Origin of the sequence: Pelotomaculum sp. PtaB.Bin117 (assembly GCF_002067195.1) — a bacterium.
Taxonomy (GTDB): Bacteria; Bacillota; Desulfotomaculia; order Desulfotomaculales; family Pelotomaculaceae; genus Pelotomaculum_D; species Pelotomaculum_D terephthalicicum.
In genome coordinates this window covers 1-20,605 of sequence record NZ_MVQM01000121.1, presented here as the reverse complement: position 1 = coordinate 20,605, position 20,605 = coordinate 1, and the positions used below count along the sequence as shown (strand labels likewise).

Below are 20,605 nucleotides of genomic sequence, written 5' to 3'. Positions count from 1 at the left end.
GTTTCCCCTCTTTTTTTTCCTAGCCGAAGCGGCCGGTGATATAATCTTCCGTGCGCTTGTCCGTGGGCTTGGTAAATATTGATTCCGTAACGCCGTATTCAATCAGGTCGCCGTTCAGGAAAAAAGCGGTGACGCCTGAGACACGGGCGGCTTGCTGCATGTTGTGGGTCACAATGATTATCGTGTAGTCCTTTTTCAATACTTGAATCAATTCTTCAATTTTCATTGTAGCCAGGGGATCCAAGGCTGAAGTAGGCTCATCCATCAGCAACACTTCCGGTTCCACCGCCAGCAGCCGTGCTATGCAGACACGCTGCTGCTGACCGCCGGAAAGACCCAGGGCGGACTTGTACAACCTGTCCTGGACCTCATCCCAAAGAACCGCGGCGCGCAGGCTCTTTTCCACAATTTCATCAAGCTTGCGCTTGTTTTTTGTACCGTGAATACGCGGCCCGTAGGCTATGTTATCGTAAACCGACATCGGAAAAGGATTGGGGCGCTGAAAGACCATGCCTATCCTCTTGCGCAGGCTGACCACGTCTTCTTCCTGGCGGTAGATATTCTGGCCGTCAAGGAGAATCTCCCCATCAACCTTTACTCCCTCGATCAGGTCGTTCATCCGGTTCAACGTGCGTAAAAACGTCGATTTGCCGCAGCCGGACGGTCCGATTAGCGCTGTAACCTGGTTTTCTTCAACTTCCAGGTTGACATTTTTCAGCGCGTGGAAATCGCCGTAATGCAAGTTTAAATCGCTCACAGAAATCTTGACCTGTGCCACTTTGTTTGCCCCCTCAAGGAGGTATTCTAACCAAATTAAATTCAAAAAACCTCTTATTGCGCGCCTTGATAATTACCCATTCATATCATAGCAAGGCCAGGTTAGATTAATGTTATAGAATTGTTAAGATTCGATTAAGTAACAAAAACGCAAATACCAACCCCTACCACTTCAATAGTAATCGGGATTGGTATTTTGCATCAAACGCCGGCTGACAAGTGACTCTCAATTCCGTCATTCTTCTTTAAAACGGTAACCGACTCCCCGCACGGTCTCCACCAGACGCGCCCCGCCCGGCAGTTGTTCAAGCTTTTGCCTGATATGGCGAATATGAACATCAACAGTGCGCGAATCACCAACATAATCGTAGCCCCAAACACTTTCAAGCAACTGCTCCCGCGAAAACACTTTTCCCGGCCGACGGGCCATAAAACGCAGGAGTTCAAATTCTTTTAATGTGAAATCCTGTTTCAGGCCATCGATATAAACATCAAAACGGTCTTCATCAATGACCAATCGTCCGAAATCCATCAGGTTTTTTTTCGTTGGTTCCTTACCACGCTCTTTTTCAAAACGGACATTGCGAAGCCTGGCCTTAATCCTGGCCACCAATTCCCTGGGACTGAAAGGCTTGGTGACATAATCGTCAGCGCCTATTTCCAGCCCGAGAACGCGGTCCAATTCCTCTGCCTTGGCGCTCAACATGATTATTGGAATGTTTCTTGTCTGGTTATTCTTGCGCAATTCCCGGCATACTTCCAGGCCGTCAATTTCCGGCAGCATGACATCGAGCACAATTAAATCAGGCGCCTGAGTCCGGGCCAGTTCAAGGCACTGAGCGCCGTCAACGGCTGATATCACCCGGTAGCCTTCGCGTTCCAGGTTAAAACGAACCAATTCCAAGATATTTTTTTCGTCATCCACTACCATAATTACGGGCATTTTACCACCCTTTCTCCCTCACAGCCTGAAGCGGACATAAAAGGTGGTTCCCGTGGCACAGGTATCCACCTTTATCGCAGCTTTGTGCCTGGCGGCAATACCATAACAAACCGCCAGCCCCAAGCCTGTCCCGTTATCCTTGGTAGTAAAAAAAGGGGTGCCTATCTTTTCCAGTATATCCGGCTCGATCCCGCTGCCCTGATCCCGCAATGATAAAACCACTTCTTGGTCATCCGTATATGTTCTGACAGTAAGACTGCCGCCGGACGACATCGCTTCCAGCCCGTTGCGAACCAGGTTGAGGATGAGCTGGCGAATTTCTTTCTCGTCCATAAGCAAGTCCGGGATTTCTCCCAGTTCAATTTCAACAGATTTATTCATGTTCATGGCGTCGGCGGCGAGTATCGGAGACAGCGACTTAATAATGGAATTGAGATTCCGCGCCTTCAATTCTACCGCCTTGTCTCTCGCCAGGGAGAGAAATTCCGTAATTATTGAATTAGCCCTGTCCAGCTCTTCGATCATGATGCTGAAATATTCCTTGCTTTTATCATCCTTATTATTTCTTTTTAACAATTGCAGAAAACCGCGCACCGCGGTGATCGGGTTTCTGATTTCATGGCCGATACAGGCGGCCATTTCTCCCACCAGGTGCAGCCGGTCGAGGCGGACCATTTCTCCTTCTACTTTTTTACGCTCGGTGATGTCATTTATAATGCCCAATATACATCGTTGACCCGCTATGCTTATTATTTCCCCGGAAAACAACCCCACCCGCACTTCGCCCGTTTTCGCGCGGAAACAGGTCTCCATATTGTTAATCCTGCCTTGTTCACTTAACATCCGGATGATTCTGTCGCCTTCTTCCGGCTTTGCCAAGGTGTCCAGCTCAAATATCGTATGACCCAGGACTTCCTCACGCCGATAACCGGTAAAACGTAGAAAGCTGTCGTTTACATCAATAAAGCGCCCCTCGAATGTACTGATTGCCATCAAAGTAGGATTGAAATTAAAAGCTTTATAGAAACGTTCCTCTGACAAATGCAGCGCTTCCTCCGCCCGCCGGCGTTCCAGCGCACCCCCGAAGCTCGCCGCCACTGCCGTCAAGATTGATTCTTCGTTTTTTGACCACCGGCGCTCCGAGCGGCAATCATCAAAGCCGATAAAACCCCAGTATTTATCGTCAACGATTACAGGCACTGCTAACAGCGAGACGATCTCCTGCCGCTCCAATAATTCACGCTCAGCCATCGGAAACTCTTTGACAGGACCGCTAATCGATCCTCCGGCTGAGAACACTTCATACCACCGGGCCATACCTTGGGCATCATATGAAGCGTTTTGCAAATAGGGGTTGTCAATTTGCGGTTCAACGGAATCACGCGACCACTCAAAACGCTGGCTGACAACTTTTTTCCCGGTTATGGGGTGCAGGTGATGCTCAAAAATATAAACCCGGTCGACATTTACCGCTTCGCCCAGGATTGCCAGAGCGTCGGTTATTGCTAAAATATTATTGTCGGCCGCTAAAAGACGCTTTGTTGAATCGGCAACCCCTTTTAGCAATTTATCCAGTTTACGGAGCTCGTCCTCCGCCCGCCGGCACCGGTCTTCCATAGCGCCGAGCTTTTGCCGCGTTTCCAACAATTCATTGATGAGCCGCTCTCCCGGCTTATCTTCATCGCTCATTTTGGTCCTCCCCAAAATCAGAACAATCCACAAAACATAAGTTCCGGCACCAGGCAAAAAAAAACCTTAACAATAACACGTTACGGTTGTAAGTTGCGGAAGGCATATCTCATGCCTCCCGCCGGTCCGGCATCGAAACGCCAAACTTATTCCTGGGTCAACCGGCTAATCTTGCCTCCCGCCAGTTTCAGCTCCACTTCCCAGTCTTCTTCAACGTCATAAAGGTCGATGCTGCGGTTGCTGCTATCCTTCAGGACGGCGCCGCTCGACAGGTAATAGCTGAATTCATTGCCGCTTATTTGCTCAATGGTTATTTTTTTGCTGCTGGTGCTGACTTTGGTCACCGTACCCGACACCGTGATATCCTCGTCGTCGACAACCTCGATTTTTTTCACTTTCCCACTTCCGACCCGTACCTTAACCTCGCTGCCGATTACTATATCCCTCAAGCGGAGGCTTTCATCGTCCTTCTCAATAGCAACGCTGTCCGCTATATTGTACCGTTTCTTATCGCCGCCGCTTTTCTTAATAATGATCTTGGGAGAGTCGCCGGTGATCAGATCCGCTACCTCGCCGCTGACAGTGGATTCATCTTCGTCAACAACCTCAATATAATCCACATGGTCCTTGCTGTTCAGTTCCAGCTTGACCCAATCGCCTATACTGAGTTCATCGAAATCAATATGGGAGCCATCCTGTAAAACTTCCACATCGCTTTCCACCACGTAGTCAAGAGTATCCCTGTCATCATTGCGTATGGTTATCCCGAAAGTTCCGGTGGTGTCCAGTTCTCTTATTTCACCGGTTAACTTATATGACTCTGATCCCACTATTTCAATGTAGACAACCCGGTTTTTGCTGTTCAGCTCCAACCTGACCCGGTCCCCTTCCCGCAGGCTGCTGAAATTAATGCGGGACCCGTCCTGCATCACTTCCGCGTCTTCCAACACGTAGTCCTGGTTATACCCGTTGTCGTCGCGGATAGTAATGACGTCAATGCCGTTGTCGTTCAGTTCTCTTATTACCCCCTCCACATTGGGGGCGCTCAAGATGTCAATCCGCAGTGCCGTATCATCCAGCATCGTGACTTCGACCCGGTAATCTTCTTTGACATCAGCATAGGTTATGACATAGTTGTCTTTAACTACTACAACGCTGTCCGGCACCTCAATGTCAGTTTTCGATCCATGGTCATCGCGCACTGTCAATTCGGATGACCGGACAGATGTTACCGTTCCTTTAACCGTTTCCGGTATTAATGTATCGATACTAACAATTGCCTCACCGGCGATCTTTATCTCCACATAGTCTCCCTTGCTCAAAGATGATACTTCCTTTTGACTGTCCGATTCATTTACTTTAACGCCGCCGGTCACCGGACGGGTTATCTTAGTACCGTCGGAACAAGTGATGCCGAGCCAGTATTCCGCCCCCACCGCAAGCACGGACTCCACCTTGCCTTTGTAGCTCGCCGTATCGTTTATCTCGACACTCGTGCTGGTATTTGTCTCAGCAGACCTCGTCGCGTTGATAAAGACAATCTGCTCGTTCTTATTCAAAATCAGGTTGATTTTGTCATTCACCTGGAGATCGGCCAGGTGCGAGGTCTTTCCGTCGAGGAACACCTCGCATTCGGGAGCAGTGTTTTTTCTAATGCTATTGTCGATAGAAACCTCCCAGCCGGACTGGTCCAGGGATAAAATGTCCGTAATAGTGCCGCTGTAACGCCTGGCCTGGATTTCCGAACCACCATAATTAACTTCTAAAATCCGGGACAAAAGAACAGCCATTTGTCCCCGGTTAATCTCGTCATTCGGCTTAAACACGTTGCCGGGGAGCCCTTGCATGAGCCCGCTCTTGACCACCGCGGCCACATAGCTCCGGTATGCCTGGGGAATATCGCCGGCGTCGTCAAAGGTGAGGGTGCTTTCATCCTCACTGAGTTTCAGGGCGTGGTAAACCAGTACGGCCACTTCCGCCCGTGTCGCCGGCTCGGCCGGCCCGAGCTGGGTCAAGTAATCCTTGTCCAGCATCCCCAGCTGGACGCCCATAATCAGGTAGCCTCTGCCCCAGTATACGGCAGGCACCTGATAATCCACAACGGCCCCTTCCTTCTCTTTCGCCTGCTCCTCCAGTCCAAGCACCCGGATTAACATGGCCACGGCCTCAAGTCTGGTGACACTTTTATAAGGCTGAAACAACCCGCCGGGATAACCCGAAATAATTTCACCAGCGTACATCTCCGATATGGCCTGTTGCGCCCAATGCCCCTCTATATCCACCAGTTTGCCGCTCGTCGCTTCCGAGGTCAAAGCTCCGGCCGTTAATAAAACCGCCGCCAGCACTAAAATCAAAAGACCCCTTCTCTTATCTCTCAGCAAAATAGTGATTCCCCCTTACCACTTTTTCAATTTCCAATTTTATAATCAATTAGTTAAAGCATGCATTGTATCTTTTATATATCATACTGGACGATTTGATTCAACAGTTAAATATTTTTCCAAATAAAAAAACGGCGGAAAGCTATTCTTTAGTATCCGCCGCGTTCGCAATAGCCAGGATTAGCCAAAACTTTATAACCAGGGTATTTTCTCAAGATAATCCCCCCTTAATATGGGAATAATTTTTGTTTTTAGGGGCTCTGACAAATCTCTAACCCTTTTATCGTCAATTTTCAAAATATCCACCGTATCCAATTTTAAAATTTGCGCCAGTTCTTTGACTGTCAAGCCCTGGTTTTTCCGAAGTTCTTTTACCGTCTTATTGTTTATTCCAAAACCAAAAATTATCGTTCCCCCCTTTCCACATTAAATATTTATTTCGTTGCATAAAAGTTTACTCCTTTATTTTAATGTTAATGAGATTTCCCAAAAGCCACCCATGCTTCTCTACAAATTCCTTTTATCCCGGAAGCGCTCTGATCCTGAGCCATTAATTATTCTGCAGCAATTGCCCGCCTCTTTTGGAAAACATATACAGGATTTCCTCCCTTTATGTCGAAGTATGGTAATTGTCTATATTACCAATTCGAGGAAGGGAGGGAAACATATATGCCGGACAACAAATTATGCCCGCTTTTAGGTAAGGACTGTACACCTGATTGTGCTTGGTACGACCACGAAATAAGGAAGTCGACCGGTAATCAAAGCTATCCAACGTGTTCGGTTTTGATAATTAAGCACCGGTTAGGCTACATTGAAAATCAACTTGAATATATTAGGCAGAAAGACTAGGTTTGCATCGCCTTTCAGAAAATCCTGGGCTGGACCTATGTCTTCATTTGCTTCGGCGCAGCTCAGGCTGTCATCTGAAATAGCTTCCATCCTGGCAGGATTCCCATTCACTTCTGTTGAATAAAGCATTTCTTGAGTTGTCGAAATATGCCTTATTTGAAAGGGTGATTTTTTGGACGAAAAGATTACGCTCAGAAGAGATGTTGACTGCAAAATACTTGGGAAAAAAGTTAGCCAAGAACTCCGGTTTCTTAAAATTAAAAATCTTGGCAGTCTCATAACCCAAAACAGGCTGGTAAGTACATTTTGTACGGGCTATCCCGAATGTAGCGTCCAGGATTGCCAGTTGGTGGCCGGCTGGTCAGGAAAAATCTATAGCCAAAAAATTGACGAACAAGTAGATATTGCAGCTGTCGACAATTGACTGGCAACCTTGCTTTACGGCTTCAGTAATGCAGGAGAGAAAAAAGCCACTCTCAGGAGTGGCTAAAGCGCAAAAAGGTTCTTCTAATTGTATTATTACAATTGTATTATTGATTATGTGATTAAACAATAATCCTCTTGGTTAAATTATCTACTACTTTAGTGTTAGCCCAATCCCAAACCTTGACTGGATTTGGGTGTCTGCCGACATAAAGAATACTTCCTCGGAGCATGTTCCGGAGACATTATGGCAAAACTCAATCCCAGCTGAAGGTATACGAACTGCCATTATACCTGACATAATAACTCGCCTGATCATTATCAACGAGCTTTCCAGTAATATCTGCGTCTTCGTAACCGGTTCCATCAATCTCAGTATAAATTTTTGATCTTACAGCGTCTAAAAATGTTTTTATTTTATTCGCGCTGACTTCTGTTAAATCATCGTGAACGTCTGCATCGCTGAAATCAAGCTTAATTGCATATGCCAAATCATCCTCGTCACCAGCCAAGCTTATTGCCACATCTATACCGTCGTCAGCGAAATAATCATTTCCGCCATCTTCAAAATAATCATTGAGCGTATCTTCAATATCTTTTATGCTGGCATCATTGCTGACATTATTGTCACGTTGCTGAAATCTATGAATAAAAGATTTTGACTCATTAGCATTGACCTTGAAGTTATTTTTTCCGCCTGCGTTTGTGATGCTCACAGTCTGGGTGGCATCATCCCAGGAAACCTGGCAACCGATCGTTTCTGAAACAAAGCGCAGCGGAACCATAGTTCTACCGTTGATAATTTTTGCCGGCACATCCAGGTTGACAGGTGTGCCGTTTTTAAACGCCTTGCCGCCTATAGCCAGCTTTAATTCAGTATTATCCCTCCTTGCCGTCACCGTCTGTGTAGCATCGTCCCAATTGACTTCCGCGTCCAAAGCTTCAAATATCGCCCGGAGAGGAACCATTGTTCTGTCGTTTTCAACAGTCGGCGGAACATCAAAGTTAAGAGCCTGCCCGTCAAGAACTACACGAGGCGCAGCTTGGGCTAAACCAGCAAAGGAAAACGTAGCAAACAAAACGAGGACAAGCAGAAAACATTTACGCATGGTATCACTCCTTATGTTAAATTTAAAAGCTATATATAATCCGGCGGCCGGCCGGTTTTTTTTGTATTTGTTGATTTTTATATTAATACCATTTACTTAAACCAAGCTGAGTGCTGTCTGTGAATTCCATGAAAATTATTTGAACATTTTGTGTACAAAAAAGCCCTCTCCTTAGAGCAGGGCAGAGAGAAATAAAACCCGTCTTAAAAAACGGGCAAACATTGCCTGCGCACCAACGGCGTATTAACCGGTTAACTCCCAAATCTTCCGCAGCACCTTTCCCATGGTCCCAATCATCAGCCCGATAGATGAAAGCAGAGTCACCGTTTTCGCCATGCTGCCAAGCTGTTTATGGCCGGTCGCTGAAGCAATCCGGTCAATCATATAACCAACCACTGTCAGGAGTAAAATTTGAAGCAACACAAACCCGGGTCCGCCAGGACCGAAAGTTGCGCCTGCCACAGCGTCCTGGCTCATTTTATCCCCGGTCACCGCTGCGGCCAGCACCGGAAATCCACCCGGAGGATATTTCTTTCCGAAGTAATTCACAATAGCTGATATCCACCAGGTATGCTCCAACTTAAATTTTGCACCTTTACCCCTAACATGCCATGCTATAATTCTCACTTGTTGCTCAGCTCCTTTATTAAATCATTTAAATTGTCAGCCTAAATCTCAAAATCGTTAATTCCAGGGTTCACCTCCTGTTTGTTGTTGCCTACGAAATTTGTTTTGTAAATTATACGAGTATTTGTTTGTCCAATATTCTAAAATAAAAAACCCATCAACAAGGTATTTTATTCCTTATTAATGGGCTTGAGGTAAAACAATTCTTGTAACTTTGCGCCAACTGCCTGCTCCAACAGTAACGCGACAGTGACGGAAGGTTCTACTTTGCCGTTTGCGATATTGCTAAGGTGGGGGCGGTCGATTCCGATCATGGCCGCGACCTCTGTAATAGTTTTGCCGCGGGCTTTAAATATCAGTTTTAACCGATTACAAAGCTTAACGTTGCTCTTTATATTAGCAGGTTGACATTCCGGACGTTCATATTGTTCCAGCCAAAAGGCCAATATCTCTCGAAAAAATGTTTCTTCAGTCAATCCTGGATTTAATTTTTTGCCTTTGCTGTAGATAGCTAAAGCAATCTCGGCAACATCAGGCGATAAGTTCACAGCGACACACCTCTGTATAGTATATGCTACAGTTGTCGTGGAAATAATTCATTATGGAGGTGTTCAAACATGATCAGACTTATCACTACTCCTTACAAGGACAAGCCCCTAGACCGCGATTCCTACGACATTAACAAAGCTGCCAAAGACATAGCTGAAAGCACCAAGAAAAAAGACAGCGGCAAAAAATAAAAATCCTGAAAATCATACCCCTGAATTCAGGCGGCACTTGCGAAGTAATAAATAAATGCAGGCCATGGAAACCACCTCAGCCTGCGTTCAGTAAAGGCCGCCTCTATCACCCGGGCGGCCTTTAATACTTACGTCGCTTCCCAATAAAACTTAAAAGGATTATTAACATTTTAATTATGCGTTACTTGTGGTACGGTTCGCTCCGGCTGATTTTAAACCAGCGGTAAAGCTGCTCCAGCAAGATCAGCCTGAACAACTGGTGAGGAAATGTCAGCTGCGAAAATGACAAGCGCAAATCGGCGCGCCGTACGATCTCCGGTGATAATCCGAGCGAGCCGCCGATGACGAAGGTCAGGTCGTTCCTGCCCGCCAGCGCCAGTTCATCCAAAAGTGCCGCCATTTCTTCTGAAGATCTTGATTCCCCATTTTTGTCCAGAGCCACTAAAAAGGTGCCCGGCCTCAAATGGTTCAACAAACGCGCACCTTCTTTTTCCCGGACCTTTCGCCGCGCGTCCGGGGAAGGATTGTCCGGTATGCCCTCGTCTTCCACCTCGTATAATGCCACTTTGGCGTAAGGGGACACTCTTTTCAGGTATTCCCCCACACCCACGGTCAGATATTTCTCTTTCAGACGGCCAACGGCAAGGATGGCGATATGTTGCATGCGCTCATTTTCTCCAAACTTTAGCCCCGAGGGAATTCAGCTTTACCTCCAGGTTGTTGTAACCCCGGTCAATATAAACGGCGTTTGATATTTCCGTGTCGCCTTTCGCCAGCAACCCGGCCACGATTAGCGCGGCGCCGGAGCGTAGGTCCGTGGCTTTGACCTGTGCGCCGTGCAAAGCCGGCACACCTTCGATCACCGCCATTCTTCCCTCTATCTTTATCCTCGCGCCCATGCGCTTGAGTTCATTTGCCACCATGAACCGGTTTTCAAATATATTTTCCACAATCATGCTGGTGCCGGGCACAACAGAAAGCATTGCCATTAACTGGGACTGCATATCGGTGGGAAAACCGGGATATGGCATCGTCTTGATGTCAATGGGCCGGAGTTTTTTTCCGGCCGTCACCCTGAGAGTGTCCTCCTTCTCGAAAACATCGACATTAGCTTCCCGCAGTTTGGCGCTCAAAGGCTCCAGGTGGGTCGGAATCAGGTTCTCCAGAGTAACGTCTCCGCCCGTTGCGGCCGCGGCCACCATAAAGGTCCCCGCTTCAATCCGGTCGGGAATCACCGAGTATCGCCCATCGGTTTCCAGGCTGGGCGCACCGTCGACTTTTATCACATCTGTACCCGCGCCCCGCACTCTCGCTCCAATGGTATTTAAGAAGTTGGCCAGGTCAACGATTTCCGGCTCCTTGGCCGAGTTCTCAATCAACGTCTGTCCCTCGGCGAGACAAGCCGCCATCATTATGTTTTCCGTCGCTCCCACACTGGGGAAATCAAGGTAAACCCTGGTTCCCTTCAATTTTCCGTCAACACTGCCGCGCACGAAGCCGCGTTCCATGACAAGCTCCGCGCCCAGCCCGGCGAGGCCTTTGAAATGCAGGTCCATCGGTCTCAACCCGATGTTGCAGCCGCCCGGCAGGGCAACCAGCGCGCGGCCAAACCTGGCCAGCACCGGTCCGAGGAGGAGGTTCGACGCCCGTAGTTTCTTTACCAGGTGGTAAGGAGCTTCAAAATTGACCTGCTCAGAGGGAACAATCTTGAGCGCTTCGGCACTTTCCCAGGACACTGTGGCGCCCATGCTTTTGATTATATCTATCATTACCCGCACATCGCTGATATCGGGAATATTCTCCAGTACTATTTCTCCCCGGGACAATATGGTAGCGCACAGAATAGCCAGGGAAGCGTTTTTTGCGCCGCTAATTTTCACCTTTCCCCGCAGTGGCTTTCCCCCGGTAATAACAATCTTGTCCATATGTTCCTCCTAATAGTACACGTAGAAAAACCTATATAAATAATAATAAAAATATTCGCCCAAAAAAATGTAATCCCTGTTACATTTCAATTATTTATTTAGCAAAGGAAACCTGCCAATTATGACAATTATATCCAAATTGCCACATGTCTACATTTAAAACATTCTCCATAGCCTGGCTCAAGCTGTGCCCCCGGCCCAGTTCATCGATTAATTCGCGCAAAGCGTCTTCTCCGTATTTTTGCGCGATATAGTCCACCGCTGCAAACGAATCCTTGTACGCCTGGGCTTGTTCCGGCAGGCTGTCAAAATCAGCTTCCAATTCCTCTATGGAGTAATGCTGTTGTCCCGGTAAACCCGCCTGGTCGCCGATGACAAACCCGGTCAGCTTATAATCTTCGTATTGCGCGACACCTTCGGTAAACCAGCGCGGGTAATTGCCCCCGGTCAGGTAATCCACCATTAAGTGAGTGAGTTCGTGCGCCATTGGCCCGGAAGAAATGAATTTTTCTTTAATCCGCTCCGGCTCAACACCGCCGGCCCAAACTGCGGGGGAAAGCACCCTGATTGTGCCGGCCCAATAAACACCCATGGCGCTTTCTTTTGCTTCCCAGCCGAAACTTTTATTTAATTCTTCCTTGGAGGAATAAAGAATAATTGGAATCTTGCCACGCGTGGAATAGCCAAAATCAGCCCTTACCGGGCCATAAAACTGCTCCGCCACGGCGAGTACCAGTTCCGCTTCAGCGCGTTTATCCGGCAAAAACCGGATATAAAAATGCTCCGAGGAAATTTTATCCATCCCCCATGTCCCAATGACCGCGTGGGTCTTCATCAGTTCCCTGATTGCTCCATAGCCATAGAATTTCGCGCCGGCGGGGAGCTTCAAGAACAGTGCCGTCACTATAATAACAGCGGTTGTGAAAAACCCCAGCAGCTTATTCATAGTATATTCCCCTACCCCTCGAACCGCCGCCTAAATTGCGGCACTCGACATCAATAAATCATTTGATTAATTAATTAATTATAAAGCCCGAATGAGGCCCTTCCTAGCGGAAATAGCTGGAGGGCAAAATAAAAAAGACGGGAACATACGCGTTAAGCCGCATTGGATTCCCGCCGGGTATACCGCCATATCATTGTTCTTGAGCTGCCAGCGCCTTCCATTCCTCAATTGCCTGCTTGGCGTGCTCAACATCTGTTCCCTGCTTGGCCAGGGCGATAAACTTCTCCAGCTCCTGGATGCCCGCCGCGTAATCTTTTTTCCCTTGGCCAAGCACATAACCATAGATCAAGTGGGCTTCCCCGTTGTCCGGGTTATTCTTAATTATTTCGTTCAGCTGGCCTATAGCCAGGTCATATTGGCTGGTAAAATAATAAATATATGCCATTTCTAAACGGACCGTGATGTTATTGGGCTCAACGGCAAGCACCTGTTCATAGGTCTTAACAGCCTGGTCCGGCTTGCCGGCACGGATGTACGCCTCACCCAATTCCATCAGAACAGCTGTATCACGCGGGTTTTCTTTAGCCCTGGCCTCAAGGGCGGGCAGATCATCCAGGGCTGTCTGTCCGGTCTGCTCCGTGTCTGGCAGCCCGTTGCCAGCCGGCTGTTCTTGAAAAAGCCCCGCCAGCGGAAACACCAGTCCAACAGCAATTAAAACAGTGATCGTGATAAAAACAATTTTTTGAAATTTATTTTTCTTGATAGCTTTGTTAAGGTACAATTTTTCTCACCCCAAATTTTTAGAGATCAACTTGTATTATAACATCACATTAAATGTTGACAAGTATTTTCATGAATAATAAAAAGAGCCGCCCGGTAATATGCCCGTGCGGCCCCAATAGTTAGATCATGGTAAAAAATTGACCGGGTTGCGCTGCTGCCCGTCGATGATCACTTCAAAATGCAAGTGCGGTCCGGTGGAATAACCCGTCGATCCTACCTTCCCGATAAGCTCCCCCCGGTCAACCGACCGGCCGACGGCAACATTGATTGTGGAAAGGTGCGCGTATTTGGTTACCACGCCGCTGCCGTGGGATATTTCCACCGCTTTGCCGTAGCCGCCGTCCCAGCCGGCGGCTGTCACCGTACCGCCCGCAGCGGCGGCAACCGGGTCGCCGTAGTCCGCGCCAATATCGATCCCCTCATGCATCCTGCCGCCGCGCATGCCGAACGGCGAAACGATGCCGCCGCCGCAAGGCCAACTGACGCGCGCCGCGCCGCGGGAAGCGAGCATTATCTGAGATCCTTTAACAACTACCTCACTTGCTGGCTCGCGTATTATATTCTGCTCACAGATTTCCCTGCCTGTTTCCAATCCATTTTCTTTGGTAACCAGATAGGTTACTATTCTTTGCCCGGGCACCCCTGGGCGGATAATCTTCTTTTCTCCCGGCAATAAACTGTCGTCCTTCTTTTCCTCAACCTGGTACGGCATTTCTTCCTCGACAGTTTCCTGCCGGGTCGCCACGACAGTGATCAGCGGCACCTCCATGCTGAGTTTCAGCACCTGTCCAATACTCAGACGCCAAGTATCCACACCCGGGTTGCTCGCCTGCAGCTGTTCAGGACGAATATCGAACGCCGCGGAAATATCCCACGCAGTGTCCCCTTCTTTAACCGTATACTGCTTAATCTCACTTGTCCCCAGTAAAACCACATCTCTGGCAACGTCAAACTCAAGCAGATCACTCGCCTTAACAGGTTTTTCCGTCAACTCAACTTTTTCCTTAAAGCCAACTTGTTCTCCCGGCTCAGCGGGATATACAGATTTAAGCCAGTCAAGCAGTTTCTGCGCGTCGTCCTTTTGCTTCAGGCACAGCTTATCCTCCCCGTTAATCACGATCACAGCGCCTTTTGCATTAAATGACAAGGTCTTGCTCAAAACATCTTTCAGAGCTTCGCAGTCTAATATTTCCTCTTCCTTTACCCGCACTCCGTTATATGAGACTTTTTCTCCAACCGTCAAGGCCGTGCCGGCCTGTTCGGATTTTAACTCAATCAACTCGCCCAGGGCTTTTTTCGCGTCATTCTCGTGAGCGACAACAGCTACCACTTTCCCATCGACAGTCACGGCGCAGGCGTTCCCTCCCAAAAAACCGTAAGCCGTTATCGCCAGGATAAAATACAACGCCACGCCCAACCCTAACTGGCAGGCGACTGACTGCTTGGAAAGCCACCGCTTCAAACCGTTCAGAGACTCCCCTAGCCCCGGAAGGCGCCGCAAGCCTTCATGAAATTGCGGCAACTGCTTCAACTCCTTTCCGCATGCTGAAATCAACCAGCCCTGATTTGGGAAAAACCACAAAGATTATAGCATATACTATTAATCCTGGTAAACTAATTAATAAAATAGAAAACGGCCCAATTACAGCCGCAGAATGAGAATTTTGAGAATATTCCACTTTGTTGGCTTAATTGACCGGGCTATTTACAATCAACCGGACATTTCCGCTTCCCGCGCCTTTAAAAAATGGCGCGCTCCAAGCGCTTTCGCGCCAATATGCAACCATGTTTGTACGGCTTAATAATGAACCTATGCACTCATTTAGAAAAAGAACCTCATCCCGGCGGGACAAGGTTCTTTTTATCTTTCATTCTCTTTTACGCAGACCTGATTGCCGACTGTGCAAGAAGTCTTGCAGGCTGACTGGCAGGAGGTCTGGCACTCGCCACAGCCGCGATCCTTAATAGTTGCCGGCAACCGGGTGCTGTTCAAGGTTTTAATGTGTTTCTTCAAATTTCCCACCCCCGCTAAAACATTATAAATGATTCGGAAAAAAGGCGCAATAAAAATGAAATAAATTTTAACAAACAAAAAATCGGAATTAATCGTAAAACTTTTCAGAATAATATGTAATATTCCTATTGATTTGTTTACCATCCCCTGTTATAATTAAATAAAGTTTCATAATATTCTAGTAATTTAATCAATTTAAAATACTGCTTGAAAACCCTCATTCCTCTCCTTTTCTATGGTACCCGGGCAGCCGGGTATTTTTTTTTGCGCATTTTTATTGATATTAAAGGATTACCCAGGTATTTTATCGAATAAAACTCTTGATAGGAGTTGGTGTATCAATGAACCGTCAAAAACTTTTAGGTGTTCTCGTGGCCGGCATCATCGCTTTAACCGGGTGCAGCCAGACGGCATCCAACGATCCTCCGGCGGAGGAAGAGGAGCAGCAGGAAGATGTCTACTATGATGACGAAGGCTACTATGATGACGACGGCCATTTTATTCATACCGGCAAAATACACTCCGGCGGCAAGTCAAAGATAACATCGTCCTCTTCAAAGGGGCTGGGCTCGTCAGCCAAAGGAAGTGTTTCTTCTTGAACAGCCGGGCAAACCAGCCGCTCTCTATAACGGATCAATTGCATTATGAAAAATGGAAAGCGGTCATGGACCACCCCGCATTGCATTTTTTTAACTGGGGCGTTATGCACAACTGTCAATACGCCACTATAGAGCCGCTTGCAATAAGCAAGGAACTGTTAACCGAGATAAAAACGGCGACAGAGGCCTGCGGCAAGATTTATCAAAAAGCTGTCGACTTCGCCTTGAACAGCGCTCAGATTCTCCGTTTATTGGGCATTCCTGAAACAGCGATAGAGTTCTGCCGCTTGGCATATGATCCGCATATGCCCGTCACGGTAATCGGCCGGTTTGATTTCGCAGTCAACGGAGCCGGCGAAAACGCGGAAATAAAATTACTGGAATTCAACTCCGACACCCCCACCGGAGTTGTCGAGGCAAGTGAACTGAATGCCTTAATCACCAAATTACGCCACGTGAAAAACCCGAATGAAATGTTTGCCGGCAATGTAAAAAAAGCTTTTCACCAATTCATCTCAAAGAAATATGAAAATATTATTTTTACTTCACTGGGCTGGCACCAGGAAGACAAAGGCACTGTTTTAGCCGAGTTGGCGTTTTCCGGCCTGCCGGCTAAATACGTTCCGCTAGATAGCATAAGGGTAACCGCCGACAGGGTTGCGGACGACCGGGGAAACCGGATCGACCTGCTTTACCGGCTTTACCCGGTTGAGTGGTTTGCCAGGGAGATTGACGGGATAAAATTGCTCGAACTGGCAGCCAAAAGCAAGCTTGATCTTTTGAATCCCCCCTCGGCATTTGTGGCCCAGTCAAAAGTCATGCTGGCAATTATCTGGGAACTATATAAAAATACGCACTTTTTTAATAAAGCCGAACAAGAAATTATCACCCGCTACTTTTTGCCGGTCTACCTGGACAACATTTATTTCAAAGGCCGGCCGCACGCGGTCAAACCGGCTTTTGGCCGCGAAGGCGGCGGTGTGTGCCTCTATGACGAACAAGGTGAAATAGAAGCTCTTGTGGAAAACCAAGAATACATAAACGACCTGGTTTACCAGGAAAGAGTCACCCTTCCGATCCACACAATCAGCACATGGTCGGGTGAATTCACCGGGCGATTGCTGGTGGGAAGTTTTCTTATCGGGGGAGAATTCAGCGGGGTGCTGCTGCGGGTGGGAGAAGCCATAACCGGCGATCTCGCTTATTTTCTTCCCGTAACAAGCACCTGAGACCATGTGTTCTAAGGAAGGAGGTGAAAGCAAAACATGTTTTCGCAACAGATCCAATCATCACTGATTTGCCTGCTTGTCGCTTCATTAATTATATTACTAACCATCCTGGTTTTTGTGGCAATCACCAGATACAATGACTGGGAAGAAATCCGCAAGGGCAACATAGCCGCCGCCCTGGCCCTGGGAGGCAAGATCTTTGGGGTGGGAAACATCATGCGCTTTGCCATAATGTCAAACAGCGCCGCCGGGGAAACCATCCTCTGGGGGACGATTGGCCTTGTCCTATTAATTCTGGTATACCTGCTTTTTGAATGGCTGACGCCACGCTTGAACGTCAACAAAGAAATTGGTTCGGGCAACACGGCGGTCGGCCTGCTGTCACTGGTGTTTTCCATTACATTCAGCTTTGTAATAGGAGCCAGCATTTCGTAGCCGGTTCGTTGTTCATCCCCTTACCGACTCCGGCAGACTGATTGCCCCCCTGCCATAGGCAAACCCTTTGTTGCTGGCACAGTCTGCCGCATAGCCGGCCGGCGGCACAATAAACCTAATCCCTGCCGCCGTAATCATCACCGTCCCGGTCATAATCATCCCATGAAAAATGACTGTGAGGCACGGCGTAACGCATATGATGCCAACGACGAAACCGTTTTCTAATAAATAAGAAAACCATGGCTACAATTCCAAAAATGAGCAGGAATAGAATCAACACGAACAAAAATCCCAGCTTTAATAACATCAAACCTGACCCCTTCTTTACAATAATCAAAATCATATGACCCGATTTCCCGACATAACATCTGCCAGCGCCATCACGCCCATGCGGCAACCGGGTTTTCGGCACATAATCACCGAACCCGGCTGTACAGTATTATTCTACACCGCCGGCCGGATTCCTCGTCTGCTTCGTTTCGCAGGACAAAAGTCCTGTCGATAGGACAATAGTCCTATTTAGGACAATCGTCCCATTTACAATGGCTGCCTCACAATTTATAATACACTCAGGAAAAAAGAAAATGGCAAATCAGTCGAAAGACCGGGGCGCCAAATTACGGATCTAAGGCTTTCAGCAAGATGGTTGGACTATCGTGAATATCTAAAGACAAACAACTACCTTATTTCACGGTAAGGTGTTTTTTTTTAAATCGCGGCTCATACGGACAGGCTTCGGGGAAAATCTTCACTGCGAGACGCGGAAATTTCCACGTCATCAAAATTGCATGGGTGGGATGTAGATTCATGAAAGAAAATGCCTCAAATCTCCTTATCGTTGATGACAATAAAGGAATTTGCGCTTTATTAAACGAGCTGTTCAGTGAAGAGGGCTACGTGGTGGAAACCGCTTCCAGCGGTGAAGAAGGGCTCCGGAAAGTCCGCGCGAAAAGGCCGGCGTTAATCCTGCTGGATATTAAAATGCCGGGCATGAACGGTATCGAAGCTCTCGAAGAAATCGGGAAGTTGGCCCCGGGGGTACCGGTAGTGCTGATGACGGCATATACGGAACTGGATACAGTGCTCAAGGAAAAAAAGAAAACCCCTCAGCAATACTATATCGCAAAACCTTTTGCCCTAGAAGACATAAGTCACCTGGTTAAAAAAATTTTATGCGGTTAATCCGGGCGACGGTGTCCCGCACCGGCCATGAACACCCGTGTGCCCGCCGAATGGCTGTTGCCGTGGCAATAACGGCTTTTTCACGCCCAAGTTTATAAATGCTTTTATCCTCTTCCGGTTAATTTTACACCTCTCCGTTAATAGGCCCAGTACCAGCGAAGTTTAAACCAGACGCAAAGTAGCTACCACATTATGGTAACTACCTGGTTCTCAAAAAAAACTCTACAAGGGTGTCCAACTTTTCATCGGCAACATCTGAACCCAGTATATCCACGATCCGTTTTCGTATAGTACCTTCTTTAACCTCTACAAACAATTTCAATGATTCAGCTATTGCCTGCGATTGATTATCATTTGTATATTTAGCTGCCGTGGCCAGTAATTTTAAAGCTTCATCAGTAAAATATATATTTTTTCTTTTCTGATACATATTTTAAGCATCCTTTCGGCCATGTTTATGGTGGCCAGCTGTCCGAAGTGACACGGACGTAGATCCGGGAGACACCGTAAAGTAGTGTCCGGCGACACAATAATCCTGATTAATTTACTCTGTAATTGTATGGTTTTCATGGAAATAGTCGCTACTTTTTTGTCGGAATTATTACAACAGAATAATGCCTTCATCTATAGCTTGCGACAAAATTGTACCAAGGTTACACTACGTTTCGTTTCTTTTTCGGTATTTTAAAAAATACATCAAGTAACCATTCTCCATGATGTTCCTTAACTCCAATAGTATCTATAAGATCGTCGCCACAATGAAGATCAATAACATAAACATAATCAGTATCTACGCAAATTGGCATTCTTTTAATTTGATTAAAAACTGATAGTGCTGCTGCGTAATTATCATAAACAAGGCCAACAATCTCTTTCGCTTCAATATCATCTGCATCCATTTTACTTATACTAATACCGTTACTAATACCGGAATCAAATTTTTTATTTTTGGTCAATGCTATCACTCCTAAATCGGTATATTTATGTCGTTAAATTCTCTAATTCTCTGTCGTTGGACAAGTAGTCCACTGTCAAAATAACCAGGCACTAGGCTCCGGTCTTAAAATGGACGGAGTTAACGGCATAGTAGTCCATTCTTTTATTTAATCCATCCACAACCACACGAGCCTGTTTCATGTAGCCATTCATGACCACACACTTTGCAAGTATAATATGTTTCATCAGCAGAGCCCATTATTGAACTAAACGCTTTTTTCCCTGTACAGATAAGGTTAGCATGAGGAGAAGTATGGCGGGGTGCACCAATAAGTTTTTGGCACTCATCACATAGCTGCTTATGTGTGGTATAGTGGTTAGCTACATTAATTTCAAAGATATGCCCATTTTTAAATCTAACTGTTGCCCCACTACCTTCAATTATAAATTCTTCAGTAAAACGGGCTAATTTATCAACGTCTTTTAAATCATCAGCAAAAATGAGAGATTTAAACCAATGTAAAAATTCTTGTTCAGTTTGCGGATTAATTTGTTGTGCTTTGAACATCTTTTTTTCATCTTCCATAGTTATCCTCCATTCTAGCTAAGCCAGTGACCGCCGGGCTCCGACTGTATCTTACCATTATAAGCATTCTTTTAAAGATATTAACTCATATGGGATAAATAAATCATTTACTTTAAGCAGTCCTTCATTGCGTAAGCTCAACCCCTTTCAGCGAATAACACATTATACACACTTTGTCAATTTTATTTACCTTGAATTACATAAAAAAAGTAATTAAAATAAAGAAAATATCTGATATTCAGGATTATCGGCTGTCGCTTTGGATATACGTCGGTTCCGTATATTAAAAGAGAACCGGAACTTTTAATGTTTATTATATTAAATAAGGGGAATATAAGTTTCTTCCGTGACAGAATGGTGTTAATGCTACCGCATAATGACCAAAAACAGCTGGTATAAGTTGTCCATGTTTTGACGGATAAAGTGACC

The 20,605-nt window shown here is 46.7% G+C and carries 24 protein-coding genes and 1 riboswitch; of the genes, 6 read left to right on the top strand and 18 right to left on the bottom strand.

The window, feature by feature from the left end:
• Window positions 1-19: 19 nt before the first annotated feature.
• The 5 genes from pstB to A4E54_RS08450 all read right to left on the bottom strand — a co-directional run bounded on the left by pstB (window position 20) and on the right by A4E54_RS08450 (window position 6,198).
• Window positions 20-778 (bottom strand): phosphate ABC transporter ATP-binding protein PstB, encoded by a 759-nt coding sequence (gene pstB / locus A4E54_RS08470; protein ID WP_286725597.1) that lies wholly within the window; start codon window positions 776-778, stop codon window positions 20-22.
• A 234-nt stretch (window positions 779-1,012) separates the two neighbouring features.
• Window positions 1,013-1,720, bottom strand: coding sequence for a response regulator (locus A4E54_RS08465; RefSeq protein ID WP_286725594.1), 708 nt, complete (start codon window positions 1,718-1,720; stop codon window positions 1,013-1,015).
• Window positions 1,721-1,738: 18 nt separating this feature from the next.
• Window positions 1,739-3,409 carry a GAF domain-containing sensor histidine kinase gene (locus tag A4E54_RS08460; protein WP_240083563.1) on the bottom strand — a complete coding sequence of 557 codons (1,671 nt, stop codon included), beginning with the start codon at window positions 3,407-3,409 and terminating at the stop codon, window positions 1,739-1,741.
• A 146-nt stretch (window positions 3,410-3,555) separates the two neighbouring features.
• Window positions 3,556-5,790, bottom strand: a complete 2,235-nt coding sequence (locus tag A4E54_RS08455) for an S-layer homology domain-containing protein (protein WP_286725590.1) — start codon at window positions 5,788-5,790, stop codon at window positions 3,556-3,558.
• A gap of 192 nt (window positions 5,791-5,982) precedes the next feature.
• Window positions 5,983-6,198, bottom strand: a complete 216-nt coding sequence (locus tag A4E54_RS08450; RefSeq protein ID WP_376741799.1) for a transcriptional regulator — start codon at window positions 6,196-6,198, stop codon at window positions 5,983-5,985.
• A gap of 616 nt (window positions 6,199-6,814) precedes the next feature.
• On the opposite strand from A4E54_RS08450, the gene A4E54_RS08445 reads away from it, so the two are divergent.
• A complete protein-coding gene (locus A4E54_RS08445; protein WP_240083565.1) occupies window positions 6,815-7,066 on the top strand; it encodes a hypothetical protein in 252 nt (83 codons plus the stop codon).
• Window positions 7,067-7,322: 256 nt separating this feature from the next.
• Here A4E54_RS08445 and A4E54_RS08440 read toward each other — a convergent pair whose 3' ends face one another.
• The 3 genes from A4E54_RS08440 to A4E54_RS08430 form a co-directional block, all read right to left on the bottom strand.
• Window positions 7,323-8,174 carry a copper amine oxidase N-terminal domain-containing protein gene (locus A4E54_RS08440; protein WP_240083566.1) on the bottom strand — a complete coding sequence of 284 codons (852 nt, stop codon included), beginning with the start codon at window positions 8,172-8,174 and terminating at the stop codon, window positions 7,323-7,325.
• 243 nt (window positions 8,175-8,417) lie between these two features.
• A complete protein-coding gene (locus A4E54_RS08435) occupies window positions 8,418-8,723 on the bottom strand; it encodes a hypothetical protein (protein ID WP_286725587.1) in 306 nt (101 codons plus the stop codon).
• Between the two features lie 248 nt (window positions 8,724-8,971).
• On the bottom strand, window positions 8,972-9,349 hold the full coding sequence (locus tag A4E54_RS08430; protein ID WP_240083568.1) for a helix-turn-helix transcriptional regulator: 378 nt from the start codon (window positions 9,347-9,349) through the stop codon (window positions 8,972-8,974).
• Window positions 9,350-9,418: 69 nt separating this feature from the next.
• On the opposite strand from A4E54_RS08430, the gene A4E54_RS08425 reads away from it, so the two are divergent.
• On the top strand, window positions 9,419-9,541 hold the full coding sequence (locus A4E54_RS08425) for a hypothetical protein (protein ID WP_282442332.1): 123 nt from the start codon (window positions 9,419-9,421) through the stop codon (window positions 9,539-9,541).
• Window positions 9,542-9,722: 181 nt separating this feature from the next.
• On the opposite strand, the gene rlmH is transcribed toward A4E54_RS08425, so the two are convergent.
• The 6 genes from rlmH to scfA form a co-directional block, all read right to left on the bottom strand.
• Window positions 9,723-10,205: a 23S rRNA (pseudouridine(1915)-N(3))-methyltransferase RlmH gene (gene rlmH / locus A4E54_RS08420; protein ID WP_240083569.1), complete on the bottom strand. Its 483-nt coding sequence runs from the start codon at window positions 10,203-10,205 to the stop codon at window positions 9,723-9,725.
• Between the two features lie 4 nt (window positions 10,206-10,209).
• Window positions 10,210-11,466 (bottom strand): UDP-N-acetylglucosamine 1-carboxyvinyltransferase, encoded by a 1,257-nt coding sequence (gene murA, locus A4E54_RS08415; RefSeq protein ID WP_286725582.1) that lies wholly within the window; start codon window positions 11,464-11,466, stop codon window positions 10,210-10,212.
• A gap of 94 nt (window positions 11,467-11,560) precedes the next feature.
• Window positions 11,561-12,412 (bottom strand): peptidase MA family metallohydrolase, encoded by an 852-nt coding sequence (locus A4E54_RS08410; RefSeq protein ID WP_240083571.1) that lies wholly within the window; start codon window positions 12,410-12,412, stop codon window positions 11,561-11,563.
• A 190-nt stretch (window positions 12,413-12,602) separates the two neighbouring features.
• On the bottom strand, window positions 12,603-13,193 hold the full coding sequence (locus A4E54_RS08405; RefSeq protein WP_240083572.1) for a tetratricopeptide repeat protein: 591 nt from the start codon (window positions 13,191-13,193) through the stop codon (window positions 12,603-12,605).
• Window positions 13,194-13,319: 126 nt separating this feature from the next.
• Window positions 13,320-14,717, bottom strand: coding sequence for a peptidoglycan DD-metalloendopeptidase family protein (locus tag A4E54_RS08400; protein WP_240083573.1), 1,398 nt, complete (start codon window positions 14,715-14,717; stop codon window positions 13,320-13,322).
• Between the two features lie 339 nt (window positions 14,718-15,056).
• A complete protein-coding gene (gene scfA / locus A4E54_RS08395; protein WP_240083574.1) occupies window positions 15,057-15,209 on the bottom strand; it encodes a six-cysteine ranthipeptide SCIFF in 153 nt (50 codons plus the stop codon).
• Between the two features lie 341 nt (window positions 15,210-15,550).
• On the opposite strand from scfA, the gene A4E54_RS08390 reads away from it, so the two are divergent.
• From A4E54_RS08390 to A4E54_RS08380, 3 genes are read left to right on the top strand one after another with little or no spacing between them, the layout of a single operon-like run.
• Window positions 15,551-15,808 (top strand): hypothetical protein, encoded by a 258-nt coding sequence (locus A4E54_RS08390; RefSeq protein ID WP_240083575.1) that lies wholly within the window; start codon window positions 15,551-15,553, stop codon window positions 15,806-15,808.
• Window positions 15,805-17,037 (top strand): glutathionylspermidine synthase family protein, encoded by a 1,233-nt coding sequence (locus A4E54_RS08385; RefSeq protein ID WP_240083576.1) that lies wholly within the window; start codon window positions 15,805-15,807, stop codon window positions 17,035-17,037. The genes A4E54_RS08390 and A4E54_RS08385 overlap by 4 nt, the downstream gene beginning before the upstream one ends.
• A 36-nt stretch (window positions 17,038-17,073) precedes the next feature.
• Window positions 17,074-17,472, top strand: coding sequence for a DUF350 domain-containing protein (locus A4E54_RS08380; protein WP_240083577.1), 399 nt, complete (start codon window positions 17,074-17,076; stop codon window positions 17,470-17,472).
• A gap of 115 nt (window positions 17,473-17,587) precedes the next feature.
• Here A4E54_RS08380 and A4E54_RS08375 read toward each other — a convergent pair whose 3' ends face one another.
• Window positions 17,588-17,779: a hypothetical protein gene (locus tag A4E54_RS08375; protein ID WP_286725576.1), complete on the bottom strand. Its 192-nt coding sequence runs from the start codon at window positions 17,777-17,779 to the stop codon at window positions 17,588-17,590.
• Between the two features lie 269 nt (window positions 17,780-18,048).
• Window positions 18,049-18,131: riboswitch (cyclic di-GMP riboswitch) on the top strand.
• A 148-nt stretch (window positions 18,132-18,279) separates the two neighbouring features.
• On the opposite strand from A4E54_RS08375, the gene A4E54_RS08370 reads away from it, so the two are divergent.
• A complete protein-coding gene (locus A4E54_RS08370) occupies window positions 18,280-18,654 on the top strand; it encodes a response regulator (RefSeq protein WP_240083579.1) in 375 nt (124 codons plus the stop codon).
• Window positions 18,655-18,853: 199 nt separating this feature from the next.
• Here A4E54_RS08370 and A4E54_RS08365 read toward each other — a convergent pair whose 3' ends face one another.
• The 3 genes from A4E54_RS08365 to A4E54_RS08355 form a co-directional block, all read right to left on the bottom strand.
• A complete protein-coding gene (locus A4E54_RS08365) occupies window positions 18,854-19,084 on the bottom strand; it encodes a hypothetical protein (protein ID WP_286725574.1) in 231 nt (76 codons plus the stop codon).
• Window positions 19,085-19,307: 223 nt separating this feature from the next.
• Complete coding sequence (locus A4E54_RS08360; RefSeq protein ID WP_286725572.1) at window positions 19,308-19,610, bottom strand: hypothetical protein; 303 nt, start codon at window positions 19,608-19,610, stop codon at window positions 19,308-19,310.
• Window positions 19,611-19,753: 143 nt separating this feature from the next.
• Complete coding sequence (locus tag A4E54_RS08355; RefSeq protein ID WP_286725570.1) at window positions 19,754-20,176, bottom strand: hypothetical protein; 423 nt, start codon at window positions 20,174-20,176, stop codon at window positions 19,754-19,756.
• Window positions 20,177-20,605 lie beyond the last annotated feature (429 nt).

Bases quoted from the DNA above. Each gene is read 5' to 3' on its own strand.
- murA (WP_286725582.1), bottom strand. From the start codon at position 11,466: ATGGACAAGATTGTTATTACCGGGGGAAAGCCACTGCGGGGAAAGGTG.
- A4E54_RS08460 (WP_240083563.1), bottom strand. From the start codon at position 3,409: ATGAGCGATGAAGATAAGCCGGGAGAGCGGCTCATCAATGAATTGTTG.
- A4E54_RS08440 (WP_240083566.1), bottom strand. From the start codon at position 8,174: ATGCGTAAATGTTTTCTGCTTGTCCTCGTTTTGTTTGCTACGTTTTCC.
- A4E54_RS08465 (WP_286725594.1), bottom strand. From the start codon at position 1,720: ATGCCCGTAATTATGGTAGTGGATGACGAAAAAAATATCTTGGAATTG.
- A4E54_RS08370 (WP_240083579.1), top strand. From the start codon at position 18,280: ATGAAAGAAAATGCCTCAAATCTCCTTATCGTTGATGACAATAAAGGA.
- A4E54_RS08410 (WP_240083571.1), bottom strand. From the start codon at position 12,412: ATGAATAAGCTGCTGGGGTTTTTCACAACCGCTGTTATTATAGTGACG.
- A4E54_RS08390 (WP_240083575.1), top strand. From the start codon at position 15,551: ATGAACCGTCAAAAACTTTTAGGTGTTCTCGTGGCCGGCATCATCGCT.
- A4E54_RS08365 (WP_286725574.1), bottom strand. From the start codon at position 19,084: ATGTATCAGAAAAGAAAAAATATATATTTTACTGATGAAGCTTTAAAA.
- A4E54_RS08375 (WP_286725576.1), bottom strand. From the start codon at position 17,779: ATGTTATTAAAGCTGGGATTTTTGTTCGTGTTGATTCTATTCCTGCTC.
- rlmH (WP_240083569.1), bottom strand. From the start codon at position 10,205: ATGCAACATATCGCCATCCTTGCCGTTGGCCGTCTGAAAGAGAAATAT.
- A4E54_RS08355 (WP_286725570.1), bottom strand. From the start codon at position 20,176: ATGGAAGATGAAAAAAAGATGTTCAAAGCACAACAAATTAATCCGCAA.
- A4E54_RS08425 (WP_282442332.1), top strand. From the start codon at position 9,419: ATGATCAGACTTATCACTACTCCTTACAAGGACAAGCCCCTAGACCGC.
- A4E54_RS08380 (WP_240083577.1), top strand. From the start codon at position 17,074: ATGTTTTCGCAACAGATCCAATCATCACTGATTTGCCTGCTTGTCGCT.